General features: G+C 56.0%; 15 protein-coding genes. 2 read left to right on the top strand and 13 right to left on the bottom strand.

The window, feature by feature from the left end; translation table 11 throughout:
- Nucleotides 1–2: 2 nt before the first annotated feature.
- Both sctT and sctU read left to right on the top strand, forming a co-directional pair.
- Nucleotides 3–791: a type III secretion system export apparatus subunit SctT gene (gene sctT / locus Q1V60_RS03895; protein WP_300627580.1), complete on the top strand. Its 789-nt coding sequence runs from the start codon at nt 3–5 to the stop codon at nt 789–791.
- Nucleotides 788–1,885 carry a type III secretion system export apparatus subunit SctU gene (gene sctU / locus Q1V60_RS03890; protein ID WP_300627579.1) on the top strand — a complete coding sequence of 366 codons (1,098 nt, stop codon included), beginning with the start codon at nt 788–790 and terminating at the stop codon, nt 1,883–1,885. The genes sctT and sctU overlap by 4 nt, the downstream gene beginning before the upstream one ends.
- Here the strand turns inward: sctU and Q1V60_RS03885 are convergent, their stop codons facing one another.
- The 13 genes from Q1V60_RS03885 to Q1V60_RS03825 form a co-directional block, all read right to left on the bottom strand.
- Nucleotides 1,886–2,236 carry a transcriptional regulator gene (locus tag Q1V60_RS03885; RefSeq protein WP_300627578.1) on the bottom strand — a complete coding sequence of 117 codons (351 nt, stop codon included), beginning with the start codon at nt 2,234–2,236 and terminating at the stop codon, nt 1,886–1,888. It lies immediately after the preceding gene.
- Between the two features lie 11 nt (nt 2,237–2,247).
- Entirely contained in the window at nt 2,248–2,451 is a 204-nt protein-coding gene (hrpT, locus tag Q1V60_RS03880) for an HrpT family type III secretion system protein (protein WP_300627577.1), read from the bottom strand.
- The gene (sctC, locus tag Q1V60_RS03875) at nt 2,448–4,583 is read right to left on the bottom strand and encodes a type III secretion system outer membrane ring subunit SctC (RefSeq protein WP_300627576.1); all 2,136 of its coding nucleotides are present in this window, start codon (nt 4,581–4,583) and stop codon (nt 2,448–2,450) included. Before sctC ends, hrpT begins: the two co-directional genes overlap by 4 nt.
- 407 nt (nt 4,584–4,990) lie before the next feature.
- A complete protein-coding gene (locus Q1V60_RS03870; protein ID WP_300627575.1) occupies nt 4,991–5,209 on the bottom strand; it encodes a hypothetical protein in 219 nt (72 codons plus the stop codon).
- A 68-nt stretch (nt 5,210–5,277) separates the two neighbouring features.
- A complete protein-coding gene (gene sctL, locus Q1V60_RS03865) occupies nt 5,278–5,892 on the bottom strand; it encodes a type III secretion system stator protein SctL (RefSeq protein WP_300627574.1) in 615 nt (204 codons plus the stop codon).
- A gap of 552 nt (nt 5,893–6,444) precedes the next feature.
- The gene (gene sctJ / locus Q1V60_RS03860; protein ID WP_300627572.1) at nt 6,445–7,251 is read right to left on the bottom strand and encodes a type III secretion system inner membrane ring lipoprotein SctJ; all 807 of its coding nucleotides are present in this window, start codon (nt 7,249–7,251) and stop codon (nt 6,445–6,447) included.
- 6 nt (nt 7,252–7,257) lie between these two features.
- Complete coding sequence (locus tag Q1V60_RS03855; RefSeq protein WP_300627570.1) at nt 7,258–7,611, bottom strand: hypothetical protein; 354 nt, start codon at nt 7,609–7,611, stop codon at nt 7,258–7,260.
- 117 nt (nt 7,612–7,728) lie between these two features.
- Nucleotides 7,729–7,938, bottom strand: coding sequence for a hypothetical protein (locus Q1V60_RS03850; RefSeq protein ID WP_300627569.1), 210 nt, complete (start codon nt 7,936–7,938; stop codon nt 7,729–7,731).
- 176 nt (nt 7,939–8,114) lie between these two features.
- Nucleotides 8,115–9,041 (bottom strand): sigma 54-interacting transcriptional regulator, encoded by a 927-nt coding sequence (locus tag Q1V60_RS03845; RefSeq protein ID WP_300627568.1) that lies wholly within the window; start codon nt 9,039–9,041, stop codon nt 8,115–8,117.
- A 393-nt stretch (nt 9,042–9,434) separates the two neighbouring features.
- Nucleotides 9,435–10,535, bottom strand: coding sequence for a redox-regulated ATPase YchF (ychF, locus tag Q1V60_RS03840; protein ID WP_300627566.1), 1,101 nt, complete (start codon nt 10,533–10,535; stop codon nt 9,435–9,437).
- Nucleotides 10,536–10,556: 21 nt separating this feature from the next.
- The gene (gene pth, locus Q1V60_RS03835; protein ID WP_003188350.1) at nt 10,557–11,141 is read right to left on the bottom strand and encodes an aminoacyl-tRNA hydrolase; all 585 of its coding nucleotides are present in this window, start codon (nt 11,139–11,141) and stop codon (nt 10,557–10,559) included.
- Nucleotides 11,142–11,307: 166 nt separating this feature from the next.
- The gene (locus Q1V60_RS03830) at nt 11,308–11,910 is read right to left on the bottom strand and encodes a 50S ribosomal protein L25/general stress protein Ctc (protein ID WP_300627563.1); all 603 of its coding nucleotides are present in this window, start codon (nt 11,908–11,910) and stop codon (nt 11,308–11,310) included.
- A gap of 137 nt (nt 11,911–12,047) precedes the next feature.
- Nucleotides 12,048–12,989: a ribose-phosphate pyrophosphokinase gene (locus Q1V60_RS03825; RefSeq protein ID WP_003208392.1), complete on the bottom strand. Its 942-nt coding sequence runs from the start codon at nt 12,987–12,989 to the stop codon at nt 12,048–12,050.
- Between the last annotated feature and the right edge of the window lie 17 nt (nt 12,990–13,006).

Below are 13,006 nucleotides of genomic sequence, written 5' to 3'. Positions count from 1 at the left end.
CAGTGCTACTGTACCTCGAGTTCCTGCCCAGCCTGCTCATTGGGATGGCGCGTATTTATCCCTGCGCCATATTTGTGGCTGCGTTCTGTTTTCAACACATACGCGGCAGGCTTCGCGGCACCATTGTGATGGTTATGGCGCTGCTGCCGGCGCCGGGTATCCATGCGGCATTGGAGGGGCAGGATTACTCGGCGCTGATGCTGGGTGGGCTGGTGCTCAAGGAAATTGCCCTGGGATCGTTGCTTGGGGTACTGCTGTCAATGCCGTTCTGGTTGTTCGAGGCCGCAGGAGCGTTGCTGGACAACCAGCGTGGCGCCTTGGCCGGTGGCCAACTCAACCCTTCGCTGGGTCCGGATGCCACACCGATGGGGCATCTGTTCAAGCAATTGGCGATTTTCCTGCTGATGACAACCCTGGGGTTGGGCGCGTTGACTCAAGTGATTTGGGACAGCTACCTGATCTGGCCTGCCACCGTGTGGTTCCCGCTGCCGGCGGCGAATGGCATGAGCCAGTTTGTTGACCTGTTGGGCGATACCTTCACGCACATGATGCTCTATGCCGCACCCTTTATCGCCGTGTTGCTCTTGCTGGAATTCGGCATTGCGCTGTTGGGCGTCTACAGCCAGCAGCTACAGGTCAGCACGTTGGCGCCACCGGTCAAATCTCTGGCGGGCATCGGTATCCTGCTGCTCTACTTTGCGCTGCTGCAGGATCTGATCGTCGGGCGCATGGGCCTGCTGGGCGACCTTAAACACTCGCTCGGGCTTCTATTCAAAGTCCCGTTGCCATGAGCGACTCAGGCGAAAAAAAACACCCGGCGTCAGCCAAGAAGCTGCGTGACCAACGCAAGAAAGGCCAGGTCGCGCAAAGCCAGGATGTTCCAAAGCTGCTGGCGCTGACGGCCATCAGTGAGATTGCCCTGTTCACCGCCGAGACCAGCCTGCAACGCTTCCAGCAATTGATGCTGCTGCCGATGTCGCGCCTGTCCGAGCCCTTCACGCGAGCGTTGGAAGAGGTCCTGTTTGATGGCTTGGGGGTGTTTTTTTCATTCGCCCTGTTGATGGTCGGCGTCGCAATTACCACCAAGCTGATCAGCAGCTGGATGCAGTTTGGCATGCTGTTTGCGCCCGAAGCCTTGAAGTTGGATTTCAATCGACTCAACCCAATGAGCCAGGTCAAGCAGATGTTCTCCGCCCAACAGTTGATGAACCTGTTGATGAGTGTGGCCAAAGCCGGCCTCATTGCGCTGATCTTATATGTAGTGATCCGCCCCTCGTTGGGTACGTTGATCAACCTGGCCACCAGTGATCTGCAGAGTTACATCCTGGCGTTGATTGCGTTGTTCCGCCACCTGTTGCATGTGTGCCTCGGCATGTTGCTGGTGCTGGCCCTCATCGACCTGGTGATGGTGAAGTACTTTTTTGCCAAGCGTATGCGCATGACCCAGGTCGAGGTCGTCAAAGAGTACAAGGACATGGAGGGCGACCCTCACGTCAAGGGCCAGCGGCGTTCGCTGGCCTATCAACTGGCCCAGGAGGAGCCGAAGGTCAAGCTGCCCAAGCTGGAGGAGTCCGACATGCTGGTGGTCAACCCGACGCACTTCGCTGTCGCCCTGTATTACCGCCCGGGTAAAACCCCGTTGCCGTTGCTGGTCAGCAAGGGCACGGATGCCGAAGCCCGCAAGCTGATCCTGCGCGCCAAGGCTGCCGACGTGCCGGTGATCCAGTGCGTCTGGCTGGCACGCACGCTTTACACGAAAAAGCTGGGGGCAAGCATCCCCCGCGAAACCTTGCAGGCGGTGGCACTCATCTACCGTACCCTGCGCGAGCTGGATGATGAAGCCAAGCGCGAAACCCTTGAATTGCCGGAGCTTGAGCAGCGTTGATCAGCGGCTTGAGCCGCTGTCCAAGGCTTGCAGACTGGCCAGCGACAGCATCCGGCTGAGTATCCTGTTGCGCGCGCTGTGTGTTGCAGGCAACGCGTGCCAGATCACCAGCGCGTCCTGAGCGTCGAGGTAGACAAAACAGCCGTCGAACGCCAGCGCCTGCTCAAAGCGTAGCTCCAATGCACGCTGCAATTGCCCGGCCTGCATGGCTTCGCGAGCCACCAGCAGGGCCAGTCCCTGCCGGTTTCCCGCCTGCAATGCGCAGACCTTTATCCCGGGGGCGAGGGACAGCTGAGCGGCAGTGCCGCTCACCAAAGAGTCCAGGAATACCTGGCGTTGATCATCGGGCATGGGTTGAGGCCTCACCGCTCCAGCGATACCGTCTGGTAGTCCGCCCGCTCGCCGGCGGGGCCCGGCTCGACACGCATCTGCGGCGGCCACCAGATCACCATCTTGTCCTGGGTCGATTGCGGGCGCGAGCACGAATCACCTTTGCAGGTGGGAGCGCAGCCGGTGAGGAACATCGCTGTGCCGATCAGGGGCACGCACAAGAATCTGAGTTTCATGGCTTAGCCTTCTGGGCAGGAGTAATCAAGGAAGGGCGGGGCGCGCTGAGGTGCTCGTCCTTCGCCACGGGACGCATGGCGATAAAGACTTCGGCCTCTTCACCCGGCTTGAGCCAGGCGCGCGGCCACACGGTGACCGCCAGGGTCTGCGAGTTGCTGCACTCCTTTTCGTCGATACGTACATTGCGTTTGAACTGATTGCGCAGCACCACGACTGCCACGTTGTACTCCGGACCGGCGAACCACTGGCTGCGTTCGGTATTCAATGCCAGCAAGTCACGGGTGCTGCACAAGGTGTTGAGCCCCAGCGGCATCGGCGCCGCTTTGAAAGCCTTGGGTACTTCCCCGCTGACCAGGCGTGCCAGGGTGCCGATGATGTCACTGCGCTTGATCACCGGCTCGTGTGAGGAATAGCGCTTGGCCAATGGCCTGAGTGCGGCTTGCAGTTCGGCCTGGTCGGCTTGCGGCAAATAGCGCGAAGGATCGTCCTGGTCGCCGATAACCCGTGGTGTGAGGATAAACAAGCGTTCACGCCGGTTGTTCTTGCGTTCGGTCGAAGAAAATAACGCCTTGCCCAACAGCGGAATATCCCCCAGCACAGGTATCTTGTTTTGTTTGTCTGCACTTTCCGTGACATGGAAACCGCCGACAACCAGCGAACGCTTTTCCTGTATCACGGCCTGGGTGCTGACCTTGCCTCGGCGTACATCAAGGTGGTTCGGGTCGGGGTTGCTCTCGTCGAAATTGCCGTCTTCTATATCCACTGCCAGATGCAGCTGGTGGACGCCGCGGCTGGTTGTGACCCTGGGCACGACCTGAAGGCTGGTGCCCACGGTGACCGGCAAAATGGTTGCGTAATCTCTGCCGGGGGTGAGGTATTGGGTGCGGTTGAAGTCGATCACCGCCGGTTGGTTTTCCAGGGTAAGCACCGAAGGGTTTGAAACCATGGTCGCCAGCCCTTTGGCTTCCAGCGCGCGGATATCGGCGTAGAAGCGGTCACGGTTTTCGATCGACAGCTGCGACGAGGTGCCCGGCGCCATGTTCACGCCACCCCGGAAGCGGCTGTTCTGGAAGCCCCAGTTCACCCCGAACTCGCGCAACTGCGTGCGCTCGATGTCGAGAATGATTGCATCGATCTCGATCAGTTTGCGCGCAACGTCAAGCTGGGTGATCAACTCACGGTACATGGCCTGGCGTTCCGGCAAGTCATAGATCAACACGGCGTTATTACGCACATCGGCTTCTACGCGTATCCGGCTGTTGGACACGGGCGCGCGCGCGGTCAGCGTGGGACCTGTGTCCAACTGCCCTGGGTTGCCATTGGCGCCGAGCATCTGGCCCAGCAGCGGGTTGCCCAACCGAGGTACGTTTGGCGTGAGAGGGGCCGGTTGGGAGGCTGGGCGTTGGCTCAGTGCAGAGAGCGACGAGGTGGGACGGGGTTCCAATAGCTGCCGCAAAATGGTGGCGACGCCGGGTACGGTGAGCTTCTCGCCACGATAGTCCACATGACGGTCGGCCGCATTGGCGAACTTCAATGGGTAGCTCAGCACGCTCTGCTTTTCATCCGGCGAGCGGCGTTGGCTGCTGAACTGTTTGATCTGTTCGATATAGCGTTTGGGACCGGACACCAGTACCACACCGTCTTCGGGCAACTCGCCCCAGCCGAAACGGCTATCGAGCAGGCCGATATCGGTCAGCGCCTGCTTGAGATCTGAAATCGTCTCTGATGAGACTTCCAGGCGTGCGGACTCTTGTTGATCCAGCGTGCTGATGTAAAGGGTGTTGTTGTAGAGGTACCACTGAAAACGGTGCTCAACGCCCAGCCGGTCCAGCATGGATTGCGGGGTATTGGCGCGGATCTTGCCGTTGACGTCCCCCTCCAGCAGGCCCTCGATCTGCAGTTGCGTGCCAAAGGTCTGGGCGAAGTCTTCGAGTACATCGCGTAGAGGCTTGTGGTCAGCCTCGTAGGCGTAGGCGGTGTTTTTCCACTCGGCGGGGATGGCGGCAAGGGTACTTTGCACCGGGGCGAGCAAACAGGCGAGCGCGAGCAGGCATCGCAGGTGAGGGCGTCTGGATGAAATTTCAGGCGGGTTAAGGCGCAAGCTGTTGTGCTTGTAGATGTTGTTATACATAGGTATTTCCCTGATTTTGCAACAACGAACGTAGCGAGGTAGGTCTGAGTGGATGTGCCGGCTTGTTCAGGCGCGCGAAGGTGGCACGCCAGGTATCGCGTTGGTTAAGCAGGGCTTCGATATGGCACCGCAGATGCTGTTCGTCGCAGGGCTTATGCAAGCAATGAATCAGCCAGAGTGTGCCACTGGCAGGGCATTGAGCGAGTGCACTCTGAAAGTGAGCCAGGCTGATCGCGCCCAGTCGCATCCAAGTTGCCAGCATTGATTTATTCGGCGCATGGTGGGTCAGTTGAACACTTAGCAGCAGGGCGTTGGAACAGTGACGCAAGACAATTTCGTCATCGTTCTCAAATAACCTGAACTCCCCGGAGCCCGTCCTCACACACTCTATAAGTAACTCTTTCACTTTACTGTGCGCTGTCCAGGCTGGACTTGAGTAACATGAAATTTACGCGGGTTTGCTCATTGACGAGGAATTCGGTTTTACGCTGCTTTGCTAAAAGTTCGTAAAATAAGGCTGTATCTTCCTCTGACCCGGAATAATTTTCTGTTGCATAGTTGACTTCTCTGTCAACGAATTTCGCATCTCTAATAAGCTTGTCTTTAAGGCCATCGAAAAAGTTCATGTGAAGTGCCTTTGTGGGGGGATACTCCTTTATGGCTTTTATTTCGGGATGGTTCCATTTGTAGCTGTTTATATGTAATTAAATGTATCCATGCCGCTTTTTGCTGAAGGGCTTTCATCGTTTTTCATAACGGCGTTGACCATCGATATCCAGTCAATACGAAAATCTCCTTCATCGGTATGCAATATCAACGTTTGGGGCTCGATCGTGTTTTCCGCGCGCAGCGTCCAGTGGCTACCGTCGCTGTCAAGGCATTGCCTCACTGTCTCAAGTTCATAAGGATTACAAACCAGTGTGGCCGTGATCGCAGGAATATGGCAGGCCAGCAGCTGCTTGATCAGGGCTCCAATCCGTTGTGTATGAGGCGTTTCGTCAAGCAAGAGCTGAATAGCTTGGTTGGCAACTGAAGTGGCGTATTGTTCGACGTTGTCACACAAGGCCTGGCGCTCGGCTTCCCAGCGCTTGAGCTGGGCATCGGCACGCTGCCATATTTCAAGCCCCGCTTTTTCAAGCAAGTCTTTGCGTTGTTCGTATGCTTCCCTCAGTAATTGTTGGGCGGCAGCCTTTGCCTGCTCTATCACGTCGCCGGCCTGGTTATAACTTGCCAGGGTTTCGCGAGAGATCAAGCTTCCCGGCAGGGGGGGAGTGCCGCCAGGTGAATTGATTGTGAGTCGACATAACATCGTTAATCTCCCTGCGCCCATGACTCGCATGCGCTGTTGTTGTGGCTCAGCGCGCCTATGCGCCAGACCACTGCATGCCAGAGGGTATCGAGACGGCTACGCGAGCCATTGAGCGTCAGGGGCTTTGCTTCCAAGTCAAGCACGCGTAGGCGAGGGAAGCGCAGCCTGATACGTTGCCAGGTAGCCGGGGCGATCCAGGCGCGGAGCAACTGCAGTGGATCATTGTCAGGCTGCACGATATCCAGGGGCAGAGCCTTGGACAGGCTGTTACACCACAGGAGTTGATGTTCATCCAATGTCGCTGCATAGGCAGGGCGGCAGATTCCGTCAACCAATGCGAGCCCGAGATCAAGTTGGGCAGCTGAAACTATGGCCAGTTGAAGTAAAGCGGGGTCCGGCATAGGAGGAAGGCAGGGGGCAATACCGTAATGCGTCCCCGCTGCTACCTGCCCGCTGCGATGGAGTTCTACGAGCGCCGAATATATATTTGTGCTCTTCCAGTCGTCATGTGCATATAACCAAGGGGCTGCCCACCATTGGGTCCATGCAAGATTACTCATTGCTTGAGTGAGCTGGCGCGTCAAGGGATGACCCCTGTGTGCGAACCAGCATGACGCGTTGTTTTCGCCGTAGCCAGAACAGGGCTGCCGAAACCATAAACACCAAGGCGAGCAGCGAGACAGTCACACTGGTTTGCCAAAAACCGAGATCATCCCCAGGCACCAGAAAAGGCCCGAAGTAAGCCAAGCGTTGCTGCTCCAGATAAGCTGTCGCAGGTACGAACACGACCGTCATTTTTTGTGGGTTATCGACCGCCGTGGCCATGCCTGGAATGCTACTGGCAACCATCCTGCGAACACGTGCCCTGATGTTGTCGGGGTCAAGCCGCGGATCATGTTTGATGAACACCGACGCGGAGGCGGGTTGTACCGGTTCTCCTGGAGCAACGCGTTCAGGCAGAACCACATGTACGCGTGCCACGATGACGCCATCGATGTTCGATAAAGTTGTCTCCAGTTCTTGGGACAAGGCATAAATGTAGCGCGCTCTTTCTTCCAGCGGCGTGGAGATCACGCCTTCTTTACGGAAGGTGTCGCCCAGCGTAGCGCGAGCTGCCCGAGGGAGTCCCACGGCCTCCAGCGTTCGTACGGCGCGCGCAATATCGTTGGCATTGACGACCACGATAACACCATCTTTCGCGGGAGCCTTTGTGGCACGAATATGTTTGTCTGCCAGCTCTGCTATAACTTCATTGGCCTCTTGTTCCGATAATTGGCGATGAAGCTCGACACGATCACTGCAGGCACTCAATAGAAGTGTGAAAGATAGCGTCAATACAGTAAGCAACGTGCGATTCATTTTTACCTACTGGAGGTTGCTGATTTTATCGATGCCCTGAGCGGTTTTGCCAACACACTTCGTCAACATATGCTGAAGCAGCACTGCGTTGGAGAGTTGGAGCGGGTATTTTCGAGCCTCTACGGCCTTATCTTTGTTACCCAATGCGCGCAGGCTCCTGGCCATGCGATGGGTCATGGAGTTCAGCGTGTCTGTCGCCTCGGATAACAAGTTCTGTGAATTTGCAGGGGCGGCAGTACTCATCGCCGATGACGGTAGCATCATCGAGTTGAAAAAATTCATATCCGAGTTCAAGTCGGGCGCGTCATGCGTTGTCTGAAGTGTACCGAGACCCTTGTCGCGTATGCTTTCTACGATCATAGAACTCCCCTTACTACACGTTACGAGCTAACTGACTGTCGTTGGTAATAACATCATGGTTGTCGAAGTGACTGCCCCGATGCTGCGCGCACGGGACAGTGCATAGGCGCTACTTTATTAAAGTCGAATTGCGTCAGTGACCGCTTTTTTACCGTTGGTTTTTTCCGCTTCTGCTTTTTCCAGTGCGTTTTCTAAGCCATCCGCCCGCTTCTTAGCGTCAATTGCCTTAAAGCCAGCTTGTGCTTCCGCGTCAGATGGTCCGACGCCAAAGCCACTGCCGTAGCCGCCGAAAGGAGAGAAGCCGTAGGGGTTAATTGGGGAAGTCATATTTTTCTCCGTATATAACGTTAGTTTCACTGGACCTAGCGATGCTTGGGGTGGTTAGCAACCCTGCCAAAGCCGTTCCGTCATTTATGTGGTTCAAAAAATTTATGCGTTCCATGGGCGTTTAGGCGATAGCTTTAAATATGTAACTACTTATGCCCAGGGGGCGACGGGGGCTCTCAGTTCAGTGATACGCCCAAGTGTTTGATCCGGTGGTAAAGCGTTCTTTTCGCGACTCCCAGCTCTATCGCCACACTGTCGACACAATGGCTGTTTTGTCGAAGAGACTCCTCTATGAGCGACTTCTCCATCTGGTGCAAACGAGCTTTCAGGCTCATTTCTATTTCCTGGTGGTGTATGACTGTCGCTGCCAGCGGTGGCAGACCCAATACAAAACGTTTGGCGGTAGAGCGTAACTCACGGACATTGCCGTTCCAGGCGTGACACAGCAGCTGTTGCAATAACTGCTTGTCAGGAGGGAGAGGAGGGGGGAGTTTGAAGTGGTCAGCCTCTTGCTCAATCATGTCAAGGAACATGGGGATGATCCGCTCACGCCGATCCCGTAAAGCGGGGAGGTGAATGCTGACGACATTCAAGCGAAAGTACAGGTCGCGTCGGAAGGTGCCTTGTTCGACCATTTCGTGCAGCGCGTGCTGCGCAGATGCGATCACTCGCATGTCCACGGGTATGAATCGGGTTGAGCCCAAACGCTCCACCCCACGGGACTCCAGTACGCGCAACAACTTGGCCTGCAGTGTCAGTGGCATGCTGTCTATTTCATCGAGGTACAAGGTGCCCAGGTGGGCTGCCTCAACGAATCCGGCCCGTGATTGCATTGCGCCCGTATACGCACCGCTGTTAACGCCGAACAGCTGGCTTTCGGCAAGACTTTCCGGGATGGCGGCACAGTTAACCGCAACGAAGTCTCCTTTGCGCCGGGACATCTGGTGAATACGTTGTGCCAACGTATCTTTACCGGTTCCCGTTTCTCCCAGTAGTAGAATATCTATATCGAGAGCTGCTGTGCTGTTTACAGTCGCTTCGATGCTCGGGCAATCAGAAAAAATTATATCTGCTATAAGACTTTTCTGACTGAGCGTCGACATAGTATTTTTTGCTCCAGTGCGATGGCCGCTATATGAGGGCATATCTCCATATGTATGCAGTTAAACAGAATTTTTTTAAGTTGTCATGATTTGGACAGGTCTTAAATTCAACTAAGTTATCAGGGTGGGAGTACTTCGGAAGTTGCAAGTGCTGAGAGGGTTTTTTGTACGTGTTCAGTGTAAGAGAATTCTTAAGTTGGCGCGGAATAGTTTTAAGTGTTCCAGGTTTTTCGGGCTGTAGTGGTGAATATGGCTGAGTCTTTATTAAAAATATGTTCGCAAATGGCACAGATATAACGGGTTTAATGTCGTGCAAATAGTGGGCTTTGACGAAGACACAAAAAAGCCGATGCAATGCATCGGCTTTTTCTTACACGTAAATGCAGTTAACGTTTACACGTTGAAACGGAAGTGCATCACATCACCATCCTTGACGATGTATTCCTTGCCTTCCAGGCGCCATTTGCCGGCTTCCTTGGCACCGGCTTCGCCCTTGTACTGGATGAAGTCGTTGTAAGCGATCACTTCGGCGCGGATAAAGCCTTTTTCGAAGTCGGTGTGGATCACGCCGGCGGCTTGTGGCGCGGTGGCGCCGACCTTGACGGTCCAGGCGCGCACTTCTTCGACGCCGGCGGTGAAGTAGGTCTGCAGATTGAGCATTTCGTAGCCGGCGCGGATTACGCGGTTCAGACCCGGTTCTTCCAGGCCCAGGGCTTCCAGGAACATGTCCTTTTCTTCACCGTCATCAAGCTCGGCGATTTCCGCTTCGATCTTGTTGCACACCGGTACCACGATGGCGCCTTCTTCATCGGCGATGGCCTTGACCACGTCGAGCAGCGGGTTGTTCTCGAAGCCGTCTTCAGCGACGTTGGCGATGTACATCACAGGCTTGGTAGTCAGCAGGTGGAAACCTTTGACCACGGCCTTCTCGTCAGCGCCCATGTTCTTCATCAGGCTACGCGCCGGCTTGCCTTCGGTGAAGTGAGCGATCAGCTGTTCCAGCAGGCCCTTCTGAACCACGGCTTCCTTGTCACCGCCTTTGGCATTGCGTGCGACTTTCTGCAGTTGCTTCTCGCAGCTGTCGAGGTCGGCGAAGATCAGTTCCAAGTCGATGATCTCGATGTCGCGCTTAGGGTCGACGCTGTTGGAGACGTGAATCACGTTCTCGTCTTCAAAGCAGCGGACCACGTGGGCGATGGCATCGGTTTCGCGGATGTTGGCCAGGAACTTGTTGCCCAGGCCTTCACCTTTCGAAGCGCCGGCGACCAGGCCCGCGATGTCGACGAATTCCATGGTGGTCGGCAGGATGCGCTTGGGATTGACGATAGCCGCAAGCGCTTCCAGGCGTGGGTCCGGCATCGGCACGATACCGCTGTTGGGTTCGATGGTGCAGAAGGGGAAGTTCTCCGCCGCGATACCGGACTTGGTCAGTGCGTTGAACAGGGTGGATTTGCCGACGTTGGGCAGGCCGACGATGCCGCAATTGAATCCCATGGTGTTTCCCCTCGGTAAGAGTCAGGCCTTCTGGCTGTGCAGGTTTTTCATCGCACGGTTCCATTCACCGGCGAAGATATCCGGCAGCACGCCGAGGGCAAAGTCGATGCTGGCATCGAGTTTTTCCTGTTCGGCGCGTGGCGCACGACCCAGGACGAAATTTGAAACCATACTGGCGACACCTGGGTGGCCAATGCCGAGCCGCAGGCGGTAAAAATTATTCTGATTGCCCAACTGCGCGATGATGTCGCGCAGGCCATTGTGCCCACCATGCCCGCCGCCCAACTTGAGTTTGGCAACGCCGGGTGGCAAGTCCAGTTCGTCATGGGCCACCAGGATTTCTTCGGGCTTGATCCGGAAGAAGCCCGCAAGCGCCGCGACAGCCTGGCCGCTGCGGTTCATGTAGGTGGTGGGAATCAGTAGACGAACATCCTGACCCTGGTGCGAGAAGCGCCCGGTCAGGCCAAAATATTTGCGATCGGCCACAAGATTGATGCCTTGGGCATGGGCGATGCGCTCAACAAAAAGGGCCCCCGCGTTATGCCGGGTCTGTTCGTATTCGGCGCCTGGATTTCCCAGGCCAACGATCAGTTTAATGGCGGTCACGACAGGGGCCCTTCCTTTGGAGTTGTGGATACATCGCCAGACCGGAGTGCGGCGAAAGTGGACGACATTACATCATTTACTCAAGAGTAAACGTCGCGTTATCGCCCGCTTTCTCGCTACGTTTCGGTCCGCGATGTTTTCTCAAGCTCCTTCGTTGCAGAGAAAATTACTCTGCAGCGGGTTCTTCAGCTTCATCTTCAGCTACAACACGTGGCGCGTGGACGTTGGCAACAGCCTTGTCGTCGTTGTGAGCCAGTGCAACGAATTCAACGCCTTTAGGGGCCTTGAGGTCGGACAGGTGAATGATGGTGCCGATTTCAGCGTTCGACAGGTCGACTTCGATGAACTCAGGCAGATCTTTCGGCAGGCAAGTCACTTCCAGCTCGGTAGCGGTGTGGGAAACAATGCCGCCTTTCTTGATCGGAGCTTCTTCACCAACAAAGTGCACAGGCACGATGGCGGTCAGTTTCTGGCCAGCTACAACGCGAACGAAGTCAGCGTGCATGATGAACTGCTTGGCAGGGTGACGCTGCATTGCTTTAACGATCACGTTCTGCTTGGTGCCATCGACGTTCAGTTCGATAACGTGGCTGTAGGCCGCTTCGTTTTCGAACAGCTTGGCGATTTCCTTGGCCAGAATGGTCACGGATTCAGCAGGCTTGCTACCACCGTAAACAACGGCTGGGATGTTGGCGGCGTGACGCAGGCGGCGGCTCGCACCTTTCCCCAGGTCAGTACGCGCTTGGGCGTTCAGAGTAAATTCGTTCATGTTGTATCTCCAAAATAGCCATGATCGAGGGGCGTTTGCGACCAGCGCCGAACTCGATATGGGCAAAAAAGCCCCGCCCCAGCGGAATGCTGGGGCGGGGCGCTTTTCGTCAGTGAGGTGGTCCGCAGGTTTGACCCTTAGCGGAACATCGCGCTGATCGATTCTTCGTTGCTGATGCGGCGAACCGCTTCGGCAACTACCGGTGCGATATCCAGTTGACGGATACGCGAACAGGCTTGAGCTGCAGCGGACAACGGGATGGTGTTAGTCACCACCAGTTCGTCCAGCATGGAGTTCTCGATGTTTTCGATCGCTCGGCCCGACAGCACAGGGTGTGTGCAGTAGGCGAAGACTTTTGCCGCACCGTGCTCTTTCAAGGCTTTCGCCGCATGGCACAAGGTGCCGGCGGTGTCGACCATGTCATCAACCAGAATACAGGTACGCCCTTCGACATCACCGATGATATGCATCACTTCAGAGTGATTGGCTTTCTCGCGGCGTTTGTCGATGATACCGAGGTCCACGCCCAGGGATTTGGCAACAGCCCGTGCACGCACGACGCCACCAATGTCCGGGGACACGATCATCAGGTTTTCAAAGCGCTGGTCTTCGATGTCATCCACCAGAACGGGGGAGCCGTAGATGTTATCTACCGGAATATCGAAGAACCCCTGGATTTGGTCAGCGTGCAGGTCAACCGTGAGAACACGGTCGATACCTACCACGGTCAGCATGTCAGCAACGACTTTCGCGCTGATGGCCACACGTGCGGAACGCGGACGGCGATCCTGACGGGCATAACCAAAGTAAGGGATTACAGCTGTGATTCGAGTCGCTGAGGAGCGGCGGAAGGCATCAGCCATCACGACGAGTTCCATCAGGTTATCGTTGGTCGGAGCGCAGGTCGGCTGAATAATGAATACGTCTTTACCGCGAACGTTTTCATTGATCTCGGCTGTAATTTCGCCGTCGGAGAACTTACCGACAGAGATGTCACCGAGAGGGATATGCAGCTGACGTACGACACGTCGAGCCAGATCGGGGTTGGCATTCCCCGTAAAGACCATCATCTTGGACACGCGCAGTACCTAGAGGC

It is taken from the genome of Pseudomonas sp. (assembly GCF_030147005.1).
GTDB lineage: Bacteria > Pseudomonadota > Gammaproteobacteria > Pseudomonadales > Pseudomonadaceae > Aquipseudomonas.
The sequence above is the reverse complement of the archived record's forward strand: the minus strand, read 5'-3'. Positions and strand labels throughout refer to the sequence as shown.